Origin of the sequence: Actinacidiphila glaucinigra (assembly GCF_035918135.1) — a bacterium.
Lineage (GTDB): Bacteria > Actinomycetota > Actinomycetes > Streptomycetales > Streptomycetaceae > Actinacidiphila > Actinacidiphila glaucinigra.
The window spans coordinates 2,246,787-2,263,502 of record NZ_CP109144.1; the positions used below are offsets into that span (position 1 = coordinate 2,246,787).

Sequence of the window (16,716 nt, forward strand, 5' to 3'; positions counted from 1 at the left end):
CGGTGCGGGGGCACGGGACGGCCCCCGGGCCTCAGGCCTCAGGCCTCGGGCCTCAAGCCCCGGGCCCCGAACCCCGGGCCGCCCGCACGATCACGTACGACCCGTCACACCCCGCGCGGCGAGCTGTCGCGCCGGAAGCGGGCCGGCGTCGTGCCGAGGTGGGCCCGGAAGGCCCGTGAGAACGCGGACTCGGAGTAGTAGCCGACCTGGCCGGCGACGGACGCGACGGTGGCATCGGTGGTCGTGAGCAGTTCCGCTGCCGCCATCAGCCGCGCCCGGGTGAGGAAGACGCCCACGGTCGTCCCCGTCTCCCGGGTGAAGTGGCGCAGGAAGGTGGCGCGGGACATGGCGGCCGTGCGGCTGAGGCGTTCGATCGTCCACTCGGCTCCGGGGTCGTCGAGCATGCCTTCGACGGCCGCCGCGATGCGGCCGTCGGCCGCCGCGGTCCACAGCGTGGTCCGTGTGGCGTCGCCCCGCGCGGTGCGCAGCACCATCGCCAGCAGCACGGTGCACAGGGCGGAGAGGATCGCCGCGGTGCCCTCGCCCTCACGTCGCGCCTCACCGCGCATCAGGGCGCTGAGCATGCGCAGCACCTCGTCGCTCTCCGCCGACTGCCCGAAGGAGACGTGCACAGGGTCGGGCAGGCTCGCGAACAGCAGTGCGCCCGTACCGGCGTCGAAGGTGTAGTGCCCGCAGAACAGGTCGATGACGGGCTCCGCGCCGTGCTCGCTGCGCGTGGTCGCGAACACCTCGCCGGCCGTCTCCGCCGTCCCCACCTGGCGTCCCTCGCCGTCGGTGATCACCCGGTGCGGGGTGCCGCTCGGGATCATCACCACGTCTCCGGGACGCAGGTCGAGCAGGCCCGTGCCCACCTGCAGCCGGCAGGTGCCTTCCAGCAGCACGTGGAAGGGCGCCTCCAGCTCGCCGTGAGCCGGCACGTCCATCCTGGTGCCGGCTCCGAGCAGGCAGCGCTTGTCGAGGTCGGCCCTGAGCCGGGCCAGACGCAGCAGTCGGCTGACTGAGTCCACGGTGAGACTTTCGGGCAGGACGGTGAGACGCTCGAGTCTATGTGCACCGGTGGCCGGGTCGCAGACTCGACGCATGGAGATCACCACAGCACTCACCGCGGACGTCCTGGTCATCGGCTTCGGCAAGGGAGGCAAGACCGCCGCTCACGCGCTCGCCGAGGCCGGCCGACGCGTGGTCCTGGTCGAGCGGTCCGAGAACATGTACGGCGGCACCTGCCCGAACGTCGGCTGCGTTCCGACGAAGATGCTCGTCCACTACGCTGGCACCAAACGCCTGGCGGACGACGCCCAGGAGTTCTTCGCCCACTCGATCGCCGGCGTCCGGGCACTGACCAGCGCCTTCCGCGCCGGCAACTTCGAGGCCCTCAACGGCAGGGACACCGCGACGGTCATCACCGGCACGGCCCGCTTCGTCGATCCGCACACCGTCGCCGTCGGCCAGGGACCGGACGTCATCACCGTCACCGCCCCCACGATCCTGGTCAACACCGGGTCGGAGCCGGTGATCCCGCCGGTCCCCGGCCTCGCGGGCAGTTCCCACCTGGTGTCCAGCACGGAGCTCACCCGCACGCAGAACCTGCCCGAACGTCTCGTGGTCCTGGGAGGCGGATACCTCGGCCTGGAGTTCGCGGGGATCTACCGGCGCTTCGGCAGCGAGGTGACGGTCCTCGAAGCAGCCGACCGGCTCCTGCCGCGGGAGGACGAGGACATCGCCGGGGCCGTCGAGGAGATCCTCACCGGCGACGGCATCCGCGTCGTCACCGGCGCGAACGTCACCGAGGTGCGTGACGGCGGCGCCGTCTCGACCGTCGTCTACGAGAAGGACGGGCGGACCCACACCGTCGAGGCCTCCGCGCTGCTGCCCGCCACCGGACGCCGGCCCGTCACGGACGGCCTCCGGCTCGACGCCGCCGGCGTCCGCACCGCGCCGAGCGGCGCGATCGTGGTCGACGAGTACCTGCGCAGCAGCCAACCGCACATCTACGCACTCGGCGACGTCAACGGCGGCGAGCAGTTCACCTACATCTCCCTGGACGACGCACGCATCGTCCTGGACCAGCTCCTGGGTGAGGGCAAGCGCACCACGGGCGACCGCAGGGCAGTGCCCCACACCTTGTTCATCACTCCCCCGCTCGCCACGGTGGGACTCACCGAGAGCCAGGCACGCGCGCAGGGGCTGGACGTCAAGGTCTCGCGGGAGAAGGTCGCGGACATCGTGGCCATGCCCCGCGCCTACACGGTCGAGGAGACCCGCGGCGTCATGAAGTTCATCGTGGACCATGACACCGATCTGATCCTCGGGGCCGCCCTGCTCAGCATCGACGCGCAGGAGATCATCAACACCGTCGCGCTGGCGATGCGGCACCACATCACGGCCACGCAGCTCCGCGACGCGATCTACACCCATCCGAGCTCGACCGAAGCCCTCAACGAGGTCTTCGACAAGGTCCTCCCCTGACCGTCCCGGCCCACCCCGGCTCACCTCGGCCCGCCCGCGGCAGGCCCCCGCCCGGGCACGGTGTGCCGTCAGGCACGCCTGGCACGCCGCGACGCGCTTCACGTGCCATCAGCGAGGGGACGCGCGCCGGGGCAGGATGCAACTGCCGTCGGGCCGTGAGACACATAGCACAGGCCCGCAGCACGACGGGACCCCGCGCACACGTCGGGAAGAGGTCCGGGTGCCTCGCTCCGCGGACGCCGAGCGAGAACGACCGGCCGGCCCGCCTTCCGGAAGAGAAAAGAACCATGCAGCAGAAGAACAGGCCCTTTCGAACTCGGCGACGTCCGGATGCACACGCGCGAACTCGCCGGCGGCGTGTACGCGGTCATGGCAGCGGACGTCGACGACACCGACCACACCGCGACCAACGCCGGTTTCGTCGTCGGTGATTCGGGAGTGCTCGTGGTCGAATCGCTGAGCAACGGCCGTCTGGCGTCCCAGGTCATCGGCGCGGTGCGCACGGTGACCCCGCTGCCCATTCGGTTCCTGGTCAACACCAGCTTCCATGGTGACCACTGCTTCGGAAACTTCGCCTTCCCGTCACAGACGGTGATCATCCACCAAGAGGCGACCAAGCGCGTGATCGACGAGCGCTTCGAGCAGGACCGCGCCTTCATGATCGAATTGCTCGGCCCGAACGCCGGCATCGAGGAGGTGGTGGCCCGGTCCGCGGACCTGGCGGTGTCCGGGCCGTGCTCCGTGGACCTGGGGGGCAAGCACGCGGACATCGACCACATCGGCTTCGCCCAGACCGACGGCGACCTGGTCGTCCGCATGCGCGAGGACAACGTCGTCTTCGTCGGGAACATGCTGCAGGCGCCGCCACCGGCATTCCCGTGGCTGCTGGAGGGACGGGCGGACGAGGCGCTCGCCACCTACTGGCGCCTCTACGAGATCCTCGACGATGACACCCTGATCGTGCCGGGCCACGGCCGCACCATGCGCCGTGCGGACATCCTGCACTCGATCGCCTACCTCGAGGAGCTGACCGGACTGGCACGCGACGCCCAGGACAAGGGACTGCCGGACGACCAGGCCCGCGAAGCCCTCGAGATGAAGGAATACAGCGGCTACAGCATGTACGAAGCCATCCACCGGCAGGTCAACGTCCCTGCCGTGCTGAACGCCGGATGAGCGGCGTGCGCGGGATACCTCTCAGCTGACGGGCCCCGTCCGGACGCGACCCACCGCGGCAACACCACGACCCGCTCGACCACCGACTGACCGCCAGGCACCGGGATTCGAGCAGCGGACCCGAGGGCGCGTCCCGTCCCGTCCGGCAGGGTGAACTGCGGCGGCCGGGCGGGGTACGTGAGGCCACCGGCGCGCGCACGCGACGCGACGCGTGCGCGGCGTCGGCACGATCGGGCCGACTCCGCTGCAACAGAACCCGGCCCTGTCCCCTGGTGCGAGTGGCAACGGCCGGGGTCAGCCAAAGAGACCACCCATACCCCAGGGGCACCCGACCCGGGCGCTGCACGGGATAAGATCCGGCGAACCGGATTTCGTCGTGGTCTCGAGGACTATGGCAGCAGTTCGGCACCGTAAAGGCAATACCTTTGCGATGCGATGCCGCCCCAAGAATGGCCGCAACACATTCATCCTTCAGCTGTCCGGGTCTGTGACCAGGCGGTACGGGGCGGCCTCACGGAAATCCGCGTGCCACGGTTGCCCGGATTTCGCGCACGCTCCCCTCGCACTCCGGACCGATTCCGTATTCCGGGTGGACCGCGCCCGACGGGGCCTCCACTCTGCACATGGAGGCCCCTCGCCGTCGGGCTGCAACCCACGGTGAGTCTCCCGGGGCCGAGCGAGTGGCAACGAGCAATGGGAGGTCCCCCGGCGTGCCGCATGACACGCACACACGACACTCACCCACCGAAGAATCCCGTCCGAGAAGTCACGGTGTCCGTCTGCCCACAGTGATCGTCGCCGTCCTGGTCGCGCTGGTCCTGGGATGCGTGCTCGCCCCGCGTATCCGGATCGACGTCCACATCGCGGTACCGACGCTGCCGGCCCTGATCGCGGCGGAACTGATCCGCCGGCTCGTCCGTTCCTTCCTCTCGCCGAAGGACCGGTGAGCACCCGGAGCACGAGCCTGCGCAGCGGCACGTCCGCTGCGCACGGCGCACAGCGCACATCCGGCACAATGCCCACGTGCCCCTCCCCTTCCGAACCCGTGAACGCACCGCCGACCCGGTACCGGCCACCCGTCCGGTCGCGGCCATGGCCTCGGTTCTGACCGTCGGCGCGGGGCTGGCGCTCAGGGCGGTGGCGGAGGGGGACGTCGCCAAGTACGGCGGCGACGCGCTGTACACCGTGCTGGTCCTCGCGCTCGTCGTCCTGCTGGCCCCGCGGGTCACGCCCCTGACGGCCGCCGTGAGCGCCCTGGTGTTCAGTTGCGCCGTCGAGTTCCTGCAGCTCAGCGACATCCCGGCGGAGCTCTCCCGGCGCAGCGGCATCGCCCGCCTCGTGCTCGGTTCCACCTTCAACGCGCCGGACCTGCTCTGGTACGCCGTCGGCGCCGCCGTGGGCGGGCTCCTTCACGCCGCGATGCGCTCCTTCCCCGCACGACGGCCTTCCGTGCGCGGCTGACACCCTCCGGCCGACCGCTCAGCGCCCCTCCACAAGCCGAGCCGCCATCTCCCGCGCCGAGGAGGGGACTCCGCGCACCGGCTCGCCGTACTGCGGATGTGCCTGGTCGAGCGTGACCACCATCGGCCGCGAGCGTTCCTCCGGTACACGTTCCAGCACGGTGGTGCCGGTCTCCGCCTCCAGGGCGGGGGCGTAGCCGGCCGCGCGCAGAGCCGCCAGCGTCTCGTCCGGCGCCGCCGTGGAGATCAGCACCGTCGGCGCGATCTTCCGCAGGCCCAGTTTGGCCAGACCGCGCGCCCGGGCGACCTCCTCGATCAGGGCCGTGTCCTCGGAGCGGACGCAGCACGCCGAACGCACCACCCGCAGCCGCCCGTGGCTGCGGGCGACGTCCTTGACCGTGTACGTCAGCGGCTGCGGCAGTTCCGTGCCCTGGTGCGCCACGGCGGTCAGGCGATCGAGGATCTCGTCGGCGTCCCACCCCGCGTCGAAGGCCCGGCGCAGCGAGGCGGGCGTGATGCGCCAGACCACGGCGTGCCCCTCGGACTCGATGTCGCCCACCGCGGACAGCAGCGCCGCCAACTCCGGGGCGGGGGTCCCGGTGACCGTCGCCGTCGAGTCGGCCTGGAACCGGGCCTCGGTACTGGGCGCGGGCAGCGTCGAGCGCAGGGCTTCACGCAGCGCGGCCACCGCCTTCGCCAGGGCCGGGCGTTCGGCCAGGCCCTCCCCCAGCCGGTCAGCGCCGCCTGCCGCCGGGTCGGCGTCCGCGCCGGGCACGGCCGGATAGTGGCGTGCGGCCCCGGCGTCCAGCAGGCCGGCGACCGCCCGGCCGGCTTCGGTGAGCGCGCCGTGGGCCACCAGGCCGAGCACCTCCGCCTCGGCCAACGTGGACTCGAGCCGCCCTTCCAGGTCCTCGTCGTCGTAGGGCGCCATCAGCACCGGCCGGAACCAGACGGCCCCTTCGAGGAGTTCGCCGTGTCCGTCGTCCCCGGCGGTCAGCCCGTACCCGTCCGGCACCGTGGCCAGCGCCTGCAGCACGCCGTGCCGCAGCGGCACCGCGTACGGGTCCTGGGGGCTGATCAGCGCGACCGGGGTCTCGCCCTCCTCCGGCCAGTACGTGAACACCTCGGGGACGACGGCCCAGGCGGCCACCAGCGGCAGCAGCTTCCCGGCGGGGGTGGCCGCGGCCCACGCGTCGTAGCGCTCGCTGGGCAGCAGCCGCGCCGGCCGCGCCGGCGCGGCGGGTCGCCGGCGCCCCCTGCCGCGAGCGGCGGGTTCCGCCTCGTCGGCCAGGGGGGCGGCGAGGCCCGCGTTCACCGCCAGGTCGAGCCACAACCGGGTGTGTTCCTCGCTCGTCCCCGCCGCCTTGGCGAGCCTCCTGGTGTCGCGCACCGCAATGCCGCCCGCCTTCCGCACGGCCACGGGGTGAGCGGCCAGTTCGCGCAGCACCAGTTCCGCGCGCCATGCGGCGGCCCCTGCCGCCACCGCGCCCCGGCCCGCCCAGTCGCGGGGCAGCGGCGCGACGCACGTCAGCGGTTCCGGGTCCAGGCTCGGCGCGGGCGCGGGCTGCTCCCCGCGCAGCGCGTGACCCACCTCGTAGGGCAGCTCCACCAGATCGGTGCCCACCGGCACCACCATGCCGTGTTCCGCGAGCCAGTCGGTGCCCTCGTCCCCGCTGCCCCCCTCCCGGAACGTGTACTTGCGGTCCGGCCCGCCGTAGCCGCCGGACCGGGAGACGAAGCAGTGGGTGCGCAGCAGCGGCGGTCCCTGCAGCATGTGCTCGAGCAGCTCGTGGGACGCCGCCGGGGCGGTCGCCACCAGTTCCCGGACCCGGCCGGGGTCCTGGAGCACGGCGCCGATCGCCGTCTGCGCGTCCGCGCGGGTGCGCTGCTCGATGCCGAGGGCGGCGGCGATCCGTTTGATCTCCGGCGCGTTGTAGGCCTGCGTGAGCAGCAGGTCGGCCGGCCTGCCGTAGCCGTCCATGCGGGCCGCCGACGCGTGCAGGATCGACGGCAGCGCCAACTGGCCGCGCGGAGCGGGGAGCAGCAGCGCCCGGTCCCGCAGCCGTTCCAGTGCCCGAACGATCGACTCGCGCGGCGTGCCGCCCTGTTCAAGCCAGTCCAGCACCTCCGCCTCGGGCACCAGCCGGGTGTACGGGTCCACCGGCGGCGGCGCGGGGCGCCAGGCGTACGCCTGCTGCTCGGCCGCGGGCACCGGCCCGTACGTCTCCAGCGCCCGGGCCGCCACGCACGCCAGCAGCTGCGCGTCGCCTCCCGTCCCCGCGGCGACGGCCCGGTCCACGGAGTCGTCGGTGAGGAGGTGCTCCGAGAGTTGCCGGAACGTGGTGAGCGGCGTGTAGCCGGCGGCACGCGGCAGTTCGCGCTCTTCCAGCAGGACGGTCAGGCGCTCGGCGGTGAGTCCGGCGAGCCATTTCTCCAGGGCGGTGCGCGCATTCACCCTGCGAGCGTAGAACAAGGCGAGTCAACCCCGATGAGGCCCGGGACAATCTCAGGCCCGGGCGGGTGAACGAACGGGCGCCGCCCCACGGCACAGCCTGCCGCCGTGCCGTGGGGCCGCGCCCCGCGGGGACGGGCTCAGAAGCCCAGGCGCCAGGTGTCGAGGTACCCGGGGAGCACGATGAAGTTGCCGGGGGTGTTGTCCCTGACCCGCAGCTTCCAGGTGCCGTTCGCCGGGATCGCGGAGGCGTCGACGGTGAACGTCTGGTGCAGTTCCGGGATCGCGACGGGGCCCTGCGACCAGCCCTTCACCGGGATCACCCGGCCGTCCTCGCTGACCAGGTCGATGACATAGAAGCCGACGTGGACGGCGTAGAGGTCGACCGTCACCTTGAGGTCGGCGGGGGCGTCGCCCTTGCGGCCGCTGACCGTGAGCGGGCTCTCGATCACCGCCCAGTTGGGGATGTCGTACCGGTTCGGGTTGACGAAGACGTCGCCGCCGGAGGCCAGCACGGTCCACTGGTAGTGGACCGTACGGCAGTTGCCCGCCGCGTCCTTGACCGTGATCGCGGGCCGGTACTCGCCGCCCTTGACTGGGGTCCCGGAGATCAGGCCGGTCCTTGCGTTGATCGACATGCCGCGCGGGAGGCCCTTGGCGGAGTAGGTGAGGGCGCCCGGGCGGGAGCTCTGCGCCTTGATCTGCCAGTTGACATCCTCCCCGTCCTAAGGGACGGGATTCCTGGCTCACGTTGGCTGGGGACCAGCGGTCCGCCAGCGCTTACACGATCGGCACCAGCCGGGTCGAGACCAGCCCGGACCAGCATCACACGTGCGGAGTTCTTGTCGCTGGGGGACACGGCTCCGCACGCGGTGCAGGTAAAGGTACGTTCCGAAAGAGGAAGTGCGTGCTTGGTTCTCGCTCCGCACGACGCGCAGTCCATGGAGGTGTACGCGGGATGCACCAGGCGCACGTCCCGCCCGTGCTTGCGGCCCATCTCGATCAGCGCCGCCTTCGTGGCACCGATCGCCGCGTCCGCCGCCTTCCGCGCCATGGTCGTCTTCGCAAGGAACTTCGGCCGGAAGTCCTCCACCGCGATCACGTCATGGTCGCGCACAACGCACTTGGCCCACTTGCGGGCCGTGTCCTGCCGCCGGCGCGCCACCTTCTTGTGTAGCTTCGCCGTCTGGTGCCTGGCCTCGCGGTACCCCCTGGATTCGGCCTGCCCACGAGCAGGCTTACGGCGAGCCATCATCTTCTGGTAACGCGCGAGGCGCTGCGCGGCGGTCTTGCCGTGCTGGGCGTGCGGCAGGTCGTGGGCGTCGCTGGTCGTGGTCGCGGTCTCACGCACGCCCCAGTCCACGCCGATCACTGCGCCGGTGGCGGGCAGCGGCTGTACCTCGACGGCCACGACGAACGAGGCGTACCAGTGGCCGAGGCTGTCCCGGTACACGCGCACCGAGGTGGGTGCGGACGGCAGGTCGCGGGACCACACCACCGTCACAACGATGCCGCCCGCCAGGTGCAGGCGTCCGTCCTTGAGCCGGAAACCCCGGGCGGTGTAGTTCAGCGACGGAGTGGCCTCGTGCTTGCGTTTGATACGGGGCATCCCCGCCCGCTGCCGCATCGGCAGCCGCGCCGTGATGTCCTTCAAGGCTTTGACGCGGGCCTTGGCGAAGTCACGGATGACCTGCTGCTGCGGTACCGAACTGCCCTCCCGCAGCCACGCCATCGACCGCCGCGCCTCGGTCAGCATTTTATCGAGCTGCGCGGGGCCGCACGTGATCTTCTCCTCAGCGGACCTGTTCAGACCGTGGACCCTGCGGGACACCGCCACACACTCGTTCCACACCCACCGGCACCGCGCCCACTCCGCCTCCAAACCGGCACCCGCCGACGACGACACCCGCAGCCGATAGGTGTACCGGGCACGCCCGGACCCCCGCTCCGTCGCCACTGTCGCCGTCATGCTGCGGAACCTAACAGCCCCCACTGACAACGAAAGAGAGCACAGGTCAGAACACATACACAGGGGACTCCGCCGCTTCGCGGCTCCGGCTAAAGGAGGCATTCCGCCCTGGCCTGAAGGCCGAGACATCCTGGGAGAAGGATGCGGTCGATGAAGCGGTGGCCGCCCTTGACCGCAGTCCAGGCGTTGCCGTGTGCGGGTCGCGCACCCTCGCTGGTCAGCCGCGTGGCTGCCGGAGCGGTGACAACCCCGCCCCGGCGGCCGTCCCCGCCGCCCCGGACCGGGTGGCAAGCAGGGCCGCACCGAACAGCCGAGGGAGAAGGCACCACTCAAGGGCCCTCCCCACCGGCTTGACCAGTCGCACCACGAGCCGACCCGACGAGTTCCGGCCGATCTCCCCGCCGGAACCGGAACTTCCGGGCGGCTTCAGCAGGGACGGCACGTCATCTGGGGCCCTGCCGTCTCCGGTATGACGACTGTATGCTGTCCATCTGTATACAACCGCCGGCGGCCGGAGGAGACATGGAAGACCTGGACCCCGAGGTAGTGCTGGCCGTGACGGCGCAGGCACCCGACGGCGTGGTCGTCATCGACCGCGAGGGACTCATCCGCTACTGGAACCACGGTTCGGAGCGGATCTTCGGGTTCCCGGCCGCCGAGGTCATGGGCCGCAGCCTGGATGTGATCATCCCCGAGCGGCACCAGCAGCGTCACTGGGACGGCTTCGAGAAGTCCATGGCCAGCGGCACCACCAAGTACGGGGACGACGACCTGCTCAACGTCCCCGCCGTGGGCGCCGGCGGCCGGAAGCTGTCGATCGAGTTCAGCGTGGTGCTGCTGAACGACGCCGAAGGGCAGCCGGGTTACGTCGGGGCGGTGATCCGGGACGTCACCGCGCGGCGGGCCCGCGAGAAGGAGCTGTACCAGAAGGTGGCGGCCGCCAAGGCGGAGCAGTCGACGACGGCCTGACCCCCCACCGCAAGGAACGCCGAAGAGCGACGACGCAGAAGCCCCCCGTGCCGGGACGACACGGGGGGCTTCGCCGTACTGGGCGCGGGGCCCGCTCGTACGGCGGCACGGGTGCCCCGCGCGCACGGACCGCGCGGAGCACCCGTCAGACTGTCCGGGCCGACGGCCTGGTCAGACGATGATCTGCTTGTCGCGCAGGGCCGCGATCTCGTTCGCGTCGTACCCCAGGTCCGCGAGGACCTCGCTGCCGTGCTCGCCGAGCAGCGGGGCGCCCTTGATCTCCGGCTTGAAGTTGGAGAACTTGATCGGGCTGCCGACCGTCAGGTAGGTGCCGCGGCCCTTCTGCTCGACCTCGACGATGGTGCCGCTCTTGCGCATGTCGGGGTCCTCCGCGAGCTCCTTCATGCTGAGCACGGGCGCGCAGGGCACCTCCCACTTGCGCAGGATGTCGACGGCCTCGTACTTGGTCTTGTCGGCCAGCCACTTCTCGATCTCCGCGAAGATCTCGAAGATGTGCGGCTGCCGCGCCCTGGCGGTCGTGTACTCCGGGTCCTCGACCCACTCGGGCCGGCCGATGGCCTCGGCGGTGCGCTTCCAGTTCTGCTCCTGGACCGTGAAGTAGATGTAGGCGTTGGGGTCGGTCTCCCAGCCCTTGCACTTCAGGATCCAGCCCGGCTGGCCGCCGCCGCCGGCGTTGCCGCCACGGGGCACCGCGTCGCCGAACTCGCCGTTCGGGTACTGCGGGTACTCCTCCAGGTAGCCGATCTTCTCCAGGCGCTGCTGGTCGCGGAGCTTGACGCGGGTCAGGTTGAGGACGGCGTCCTGCATGGAGACCGATACCTTCTGGCCCACACCGGTCGCGTTGCGGTGGATGATCGCCGTGAGCAGTCCGATCATCAGGTGCATGCCGGTGTTGCTGTCGCCGAGGGCGGAGCCGCTGATGGTCGGCGGGCCGTCCCAGAAGCCGGTGGTGGACGCGGCGCCGCCGGCGGCCTGGGCCACGTTCTCGTAGACCTTGAGGTCGTTCCAGGACGAGTCGTCGTTGAAGCCCTTGACCGAGCCGAAGATCAGCCGCGGGTTGAGCTCGTGGATGTGGTCCCAGCCCAGGCCCATGCGGTCCATGGCGCCCGGGGCGAAGTTCTCGACCAGGATGTCCGCCTCGCGGATCAGCTTCTCCATGACCTCCTTGCCCTCGGGGGTCTTGGTGTTGATCGCCAGCGAGCGCTTGTTGCTGTTGAGCATCGTGAAGTACAGCGCGTCGAGGTCGGGGTCGTCGCGGAGCTGGTTGCGGGTCACGTCGCCGCCCTGCGGACGCTCGACCTTGATGACGTCGGCGCCGAACCAGGCGAGCATCTGCGTACACGCGGGGCCGGCCTGGACCCCGGTGAAGTCGATCACCTTGATCCCGGCGAGCGGCTTTTCACTCATGGTGGCTTCCTTCTTGTCTGTTCGCGGTGCGCGGGTGGGCAGTGCTGGGGAACGGTGCTTCGGGGTGCGGTGCGTCGCCTACGGGGCGGTCACTTCTTGGCCGGAGTGATGTTGCCGACGGTGATGCCCTTGGGGTTGAGGTGGGCGATGTGGCCGCTCTCGGTGCCCGCCGAGGGGTCGATCACGCAGTCGATGAGGGCGGGGCCGCCCGAGGCGAGCGCCTCGGTGAGGGCGGCGGTGACCTCCGCGGGGGTGGTCGCGCGGTAGCCCTTGCCGCCGAACGCCTCGAACATCACGTCGTGGCGGGCCGCGGACATCAGCGTCGTCGGCGACGGGGCGTCGTCGTAGGGGTTGACGTCGTCGCCGCGGTAGACGCCGCCGTTGTTCATGATGACCGTGACGACGGGCAGGTTGTAGCGGCAGATCGTCTCGATCTCCATCCCGCTGAAGCCGAAGGCGCTGTCGCCCTCGACGGCCACGACCGGCTGACCGCTCTCGACGGCGGCGGCGATCGCGTAGCCCATGCCGATGCCCATGACGCCCCAGGTGCCGCTGTCGAGGCGGTGCCGCGGCACGTGCATGTCGATGACGTTGCGCGCGATGTCCAGGGCGTTGGCGCCCTCGTTGACGAGGTAGACCTCGGGGCGCTCGCGGATGACGTCGCGCACGGCCTTCAGCGCGCCCATGAACTGCATCGGGTGCGGGTCGGCCTTCAGGCGCTCGGCCATCTTGGCGACGTTCTGCGCCGAGCGCGCCCCGAGCTCCTCGCGCCAGGCGGCGGGGGCCGCGATCTGGCCCGGCTTGGTCCGCTCGATGAGGGCCTCGACGACCGACTCGATGTCACCGACGAGCGGGGCGGCGATGGGCTGGTTGCTGTCCATCTCCTTCGCCTCGATGTCGACCTGGACGAACTTCGCGTCGGGGTTCCACTGCGGTGCCTCGCCGTGGTTCAGCAGCCAGTTCAGGCGGGCGCCGACCAGCATCACGACGTCTGCCTTCTTCAGCGCCAGCGAGCGGGCGGTGGCCGCCGACTGCGGGTGGTCGTCGGGCAGCAGGCCCTTCGCCATCGACATCGGCACGTACGGGATGCCGGTGGACTCGACGAACTCGCGGATCTGCGAGTCCGCCTGCGCGTACGCCGCGCCCTTGCCGAGGACGATCAGCGGCCGCTGCGCTCCGGCCAGCAGCTCGATCGCCCGGTCCACGGACTCGGGGGCGGGCAGCTGGCGCGGAGCGGGGTCGACGAGACGGCTGAGCGTCTTCGCGCCGTCCTGCGCGTCCATGATGGAACCGAGCACCGCGGCGGGGATGTCGAGATAGACACCGCCGGGGCGCCCGGAGACTGCGGTGCGCAGGGCGCGGGCGATGCCGCGGCCGATGTCCTCGACCCGGCTGATGCGGTACGCGGCCTTGCAGAACGGCTGCGCGGCGGCGAGCTGGTCCATCTCCTCGTAGTCGCCCTGCTTGAGGTCGACGAGGTGGCGCTCGCTGGAGCCGGAGATCTGCACCATCGGGAAGCAGTTGGTGGTGGCGTTCGCGAGCGCCACCAGTCCGTTGAGGAAGCCGGGGGCCGATACGGTCAGGCAGATGCCCGGCTTCTTGGTGAGGTAGCCGGCCGCGGCCGCCGCGTGTCCGGCGTTGCTCTCGTGGCGGAAGCCGACGTAGCGGATGCCCTGCGCCTGGGCGAGCCGTGCCAGATCCGTGATCGGGATGCCGACCACCCCGTAGATGGTGTCGACGTCGTTCATCTTGAGCGCGTCGACGACCAGGTGGTACCCGTCGGTGAGCTCGGCCGGTGCGTCGGCGTTCGCCGCGGTCTCCAGTGGTGAGGGGGCGGTCATGGTCCGAGGTCCTCCTTGGGCAAGTCATGCGTGCGGCTGCTGCTCTCACCATCCGCAGCGCGCTCGCCCGCGTCCAAGACCTATCGGCGAACAGCCGATAGACGGCGTTTATCGACGCACGCCACAGGGGCGTTGAGGTGGGTTGATAGACCTCCGCTATCGACCGTTCGCCAGTGCGTATTGGACGGGCGCTCGGCGCCCCGCGCAGTCTCGCTGGGGACGGTTCATCAGACATTCCCGGCGTGAGGAGGTGCGGCCATGGCCGTTCCGGCCGCAGCATCCGTGCGCGACCCCGGCCGCTACCGGCCGCCCGCGCTGACCGGCCTCACCGATCTCCTGGACCGGCCTGCCCGGGCACGCCCCCAGGCACCGGCGCTGATCACGGGCGCCGACCGCGCGCGGGTCTCCTACCGCGCCCTGGACGAGCTGGCCGACGCGGTGGCCGCGCGCCTGACCGCCGCGGGGCTGCGCCCCGGGGACGCGGTGGGCCTCGTCAGCGCCAACACCGTGGAGTTCGTGGCGGCGTTGCTGGGCGGGGCGCGCGCCGGGCTGGTGGTGGCACCCGTCGACCCCGCGCTGCCCGAGCCGCGGATGACGTCCGGGCTGGAGGCGCTGGGGGTACGGGCCGTCCTGCTGGGCCCGACCGCGGGAGGCGCCCCGCCGGCGGCCGTGGGGCCCGGTGTCCCGGCCTGGACGCTGCGGGTGGACCTCTCCCCCGCCGGGACGGCGACAGCCGCGCTGGGGACGGGCACGGGCGCTCCGGCCGCCGCGAGGGGCGCGGCCGGCGAACTCACCGCGCGGGACGCCCTGGTGCTGTTCACGGCGGGGACCACCGACCGGGCGAAGATGGTCCCGCTGACGCACGGCGCCGTGGCCGCCTCCGTCCGCGGCGTGTGCGCCGTGTACGAGCTGGGTCCGGACGACGCGACGGTCGCGGCGATGCCGTTCTTCCACGGGCACGGGCTGTTCGCCGCGCTGCTGTCCACGCTGGCGAGCGGGGGCTGCGTACTGCTGCCCGCGCGCGGGCGGTTCTCGGCGCACACCTTCTGGGACGACATGCGCGCGGCGGGCGCCACGTGGTTCACCGCGGTGCCGACCATCCACGAGATCCTCCTGGAGCGGGCGGCGACGGACCTCACGGGCCCGCAGGTGCCGGCGCTGAGGTTCCTTCGCAGCTCCAGCGCGCCCCTCAACACGGCCACCCAGCGGGCGCTGGAGCGCACCCTCGGCGCGCCGCTGCTGTCGGCGTACGGCATGACGGAGTCAGCGCACCAGGCGACGAGCGAGCCGCTGCCGCAGCACGGGCCGCTCAAGCAGGGTTCGGTCGGCCGGCCGGCCGGTGTCGAGCTGCGGGTCCTGGACCCGGACGGGAAGCCGTGCCCGCCCGGTGGCGAGGGCGAGGTGTGGGTGCACGGGCCGACGGTGGCCCGCGGCTACCTCGGCAACCCGGGCGAGACCGCGTACGGCTTCGTCGACGGCTGGTTCCGCACCGGCGACCTGGGCGCGCTCGACGAGGACGGACATCTGTTCCTCACCGGGCGCCTGAAGAACATCATCATCCGCGGCGGCGAGAAGGTCTCACCCGAGCACGTCGAGGACGTCCTCGCCGGGTGTCCCGGGGTGGCCGAGGCGGCGGTGTTCGCCGTGCCCGACGCGACGTACGGGCAGCGGGTCGGCGCCGCCGTGGTCCTCTCCGCGGCCGAGGGGCCCGGATCGGAGGCGCCCGGGGCCGAGGAGGTGCGGCGGTACTGCCGCGGCCGCCTGGCCCCCTTCGAGGTCCCCGACCGGATCCGGATCGTCACCTCGCTCCCGCACACGGCGAAGGGCGGGCTGGACCGGGCCGCGGTGGACCTGCAGTACGCACAGGACACCGTATGGCCGGGACTCACCTGACGCGGTGCTCCGCCGGCAGCGGCTGGTCGAAGAACTCGTCCAGCGACAGCCCGGCGGCGGCGTTCATGAAGGCCCGCGCGGCGACCGAACCCGGGGTCGCGGCGTGGATCGCGACCGACACCCGCGCCCTGGCGTCCGGCTCGACCAGGCGGACGGCCCGCATCCTGCCGAGCGGCGGCATCGCCCGCAGCCAGGTGTGCGGGACGATGCTCGCGCACGCCCCGGCGCCCACGCTGGCGTACAGGGCGGCCACCGAGTCCGTCTCGACCTGCGGGGTCACCACGACCCCGCTCTCGGCGAACGCGTCGTCGATGACCTGCCGGATCCTCATGTCGGGGGTCAGCAGCGCGAGCGGCATCGTGGCCGCGTCCGCCCACTTCATGGTGTCGGTCTGCGGCAGCAGCTGGTCGCTGGAGGCGAGGAGCATGTACCGCTCCTCGTACAGCGGCATCATCTGCAGGCTCTCGCGGTCGTGCGGGGCGAAGTGCGCGATCGCGGCGTCCAGTTCGAACGCGAGCAGCTGGCGGTGGAGTTCGGTGGTCGACAGCCGGGAGCGGACCTGGACCTTGGCCAGCGGGTGCGCCGCGCAGAACGCGGCGACGGGCAGGACCAGGGTGGTGGACGCGGTGGGTTCGGTGCCCAGCCGCAGGGTGCCGGTGATGCCCGACTGGACGGCGGCCACCTCGGCCTTGAAGGCCTCCTGCTCGGCGAGGATCCGCTTGGCCCAGACCACCAGCCGTTCGCCCTCGGGGGTGAGGCCCTGGTAGTTGTGGCCGCGGTTGATCAGCGTGACGTTCAGCTCCCGCTCGAGCTTGGCTATCGCCGCCGAGAGCGCGGGCTGCGAGACGTAGCAGGACTCCGCCGCCCGGGCGAAGTGCCGCTCCCTGGCCACCGCCACGAAGTACTCCAGCTGACGGAACAGCATGAACGACTCCTCTCTGCCTGGGCCGCGGCCGCGCCGGCACTTCCTGCTGGAGTCGCAACGCCGTCGGTACCGGCGGTTCGACGCTCCCGGGGTGGCGAACGTCCCCGGAGGGCCGA

The 16,716-nt window shown here is 71.7% G+C and carries 13 protein-coding genes; 6 read left to right on the top strand and 7 right to left on the bottom strand.

The annotated features are described in order from the left end of the window. Nucleotides 1-104: 104 nt before the first annotated feature. Entirely contained in the window at nucleotides 105-1,028 is a 924-nt protein-coding gene (locus OIE69_RS09830; RefSeq protein ID WP_326571570.1) for an AraC family transcriptional regulator, read from the bottom strand. A gap of 73 nt (nucleotides 1,029-1,101) precedes the next feature. On the opposite strand from OIE69_RS09830, the gene OIE69_RS09835 reads away from it, so the two are divergent. The 4 genes from OIE69_RS09835 to OIE69_RS09850 all read left to right on the top strand — a co-directional run bounded on the left by OIE69_RS09835 (nucleotide 1,102) and on the right by OIE69_RS09850 (nucleotide 5,124). Beyond that, complete coding sequence (locus OIE69_RS09835; RefSeq protein ID WP_326571571.1) at nucleotides 1,102-2,487, top strand: FAD-dependent oxidoreductase; 1,386 nt, start codon at nucleotides 1,102-1,104, stop codon at nucleotides 2,485-2,487. A gap of 330 nt (nucleotides 2,488-2,817) precedes the next feature. After that, nucleotides 2,818-3,663, top strand: coding sequence for an MBL fold metallo-hydrolase (locus OIE69_RS09840; RefSeq protein WP_326571572.1), 846 nt, complete (start codon nucleotides 2,818-2,820; stop codon nucleotides 3,661-3,663). Nucleotides 3,664-4,451: 788 nt separating this feature from the next. Continuing rightward, the gene (locus OIE69_RS09845; RefSeq protein ID WP_326571573.1) at nucleotides 4,452-4,610 is read left to right on the top strand and encodes a hypothetical protein; all 159 of its coding nucleotides are present in this window, start codon (nucleotides 4,452-4,454) and stop codon (nucleotides 4,608-4,610) included. A 145-nt stretch (nucleotides 4,611-4,755) separates the two neighbouring features. Beyond that, nucleotides 4,756-5,124, top strand: coding sequence for a ribosomal maturation YjgA family protein (locus OIE69_RS09850; protein WP_326581072.1), 369 nt, complete (start codon nucleotides 4,756-4,758; stop codon nucleotides 5,122-5,124). 18 nt (nucleotides 5,125-5,142) lie between these two features. Here OIE69_RS09850 and OIE69_RS09855 read toward each other — a convergent pair whose 3' ends face one another. From OIE69_RS09855 to OIE69_RS09865, 3 genes are all read right to left on the bottom strand, one after another. Further along, entirely contained in the window at nucleotides 5,143-7,578 is a 2,436-nt protein-coding gene (locus tag OIE69_RS09855; protein WP_326571574.1) for a helicase-associated domain-containing protein, read from the bottom strand. A 137-nt stretch (nucleotides 7,579-7,715) separates the two neighbouring features. Next, a complete protein-coding gene (locus OIE69_RS09860; protein WP_326581073.1) occupies nucleotides 7,716-8,276 on the bottom strand; it encodes a putative Ig domain-containing protein in 561 nt (186 codons plus the stop codon). Further along, on the bottom strand, nucleotides 8,186-9,544 hold the full coding sequence (locus OIE69_RS09865; RefSeq protein ID WP_326571575.1) for an RNA-guided endonuclease InsQ/TnpB family protein: 1,359 nt from the start codon (nucleotides 9,542-9,544) through the stop codon (nucleotides 8,186-8,188). The genes OIE69_RS09860 and OIE69_RS09865 overlap by 91 nt, the downstream gene beginning before the upstream one ends. A gap of 522 nt (nucleotides 9,545-10,066) precedes the next feature. On the opposite strand from OIE69_RS09865, the gene OIE69_RS09870 reads away from it, so the two are divergent. Further along, entirely contained in the window at nucleotides 10,067-10,513 is a 447-nt protein-coding gene (locus OIE69_RS09870; RefSeq protein ID WP_326571576.1) for a PAS domain S-box protein, read from the top strand. 171 nt (nucleotides 10,514-10,684) lie between these two features. Here OIE69_RS09870 and frc read toward each other — a convergent pair whose 3' ends face one another. Next, complete coding sequence (gene frc / locus OIE69_RS09875) at nucleotides 10,685-11,941, bottom strand: formyl-CoA transferase (protein ID WP_326571577.1); 1,257 nt, start codon at nucleotides 11,939-11,941, stop codon at nucleotides 10,685-10,687. Nucleotides 11,942-12,030: 89 nt separating this feature from the next. Then, a complete protein-coding gene (gene oxc / locus OIE69_RS09880; protein ID WP_326571578.1) occupies nucleotides 12,031-13,782 on the bottom strand; it encodes an oxalyl-CoA decarboxylase in 1,752 nt (583 codons plus the stop codon). Nucleotides 13,783-14,040: 258 nt separating this feature from the next. Here oxc and OIE69_RS09885 point away from each other — a divergent pair, with 258 nt between their 5' ends. Further along, nucleotides 14,041-15,675 carry a FadD7 family fatty acid--CoA ligase gene (locus tag OIE69_RS09885; protein WP_326571579.1) on the top strand — a complete coding sequence of 545 codons (1,635 nt, stop codon included), beginning with the start codon at nucleotides 14,041-14,043 and terminating at the stop codon, nucleotides 15,673-15,675. On the opposite strand, the gene OIE69_RS09890 is transcribed toward OIE69_RS09885, so the two are convergent. Then, a complete protein-coding gene (locus tag OIE69_RS09890; RefSeq protein ID WP_018562004.1) occupies nucleotides 15,668-16,600 on the bottom strand; it encodes a LysR family transcriptional regulator in 933 nt (310 codons plus the stop codon). The genes OIE69_RS09885 and OIE69_RS09890 overlap by 8 nt on opposite strands. Nucleotides 16,601-16,716: the final 116 nt, after the last annotated feature.

Coding starts and splice junctions, on each gene's coding strand:
- OIE69_RS09840 (WP_326571572.1), top strand. CDS start 2,818: ATGCACACGCGCGAACTCGCCGGCGGCGTGTACGCGGTCATGGCAGCG.
- oxc (WP_326571578.1), bottom strand. CDS start 13,782: ATGACCGCCCCCTCACCACTGGAGACCGCGGCGAACGCCGACGCACCG.
- OIE69_RS09850 (WP_326581072.1), top strand. CDS start 4,756: ATGGCCTCGGTTCTGACCGTCGGCGCGGGGCTGGCGCTCAGGGCGGTG.
- OIE69_RS09885 (WP_326571579.1), top strand. CDS start 14,041: ATGGCCGTTCCGGCCGCAGCATCCGTGCGCGACCCCGGCCGCTACCGG.
- OIE69_RS09835 (WP_326571571.1), top strand. CDS start 1,102: ATGGAGATCACCACAGCACTCACCGCGGACGTCCTGGTCATCGGCTTC.
- frc (WP_326571577.1), bottom strand. CDS start 11,941: ATGAGTGAAAAGCCGCTCGCCGGGATCAAGGTGATCGACTTCACCGGG.
- OIE69_RS09870 (WP_326571576.1), top strand. CDS start 10,067: ATGGAAGACCTGGACCCCGAGGTAGTGCTGGCCGTGACGGCGCAGGCA.
- OIE69_RS09890 (WP_018562004.1), bottom strand. CDS start 16,600: ATGCTGTTCCGTCAGCTGGAGTACTTCGTGGCGGTGGCCAGGGAGCGG.
- OIE69_RS09865 (WP_326571575.1), bottom strand. CDS start 9,544: ATGACGGCGACAGTGGCGACGGAGCGGGGGTCCGGGCGTGCCCGGTAC.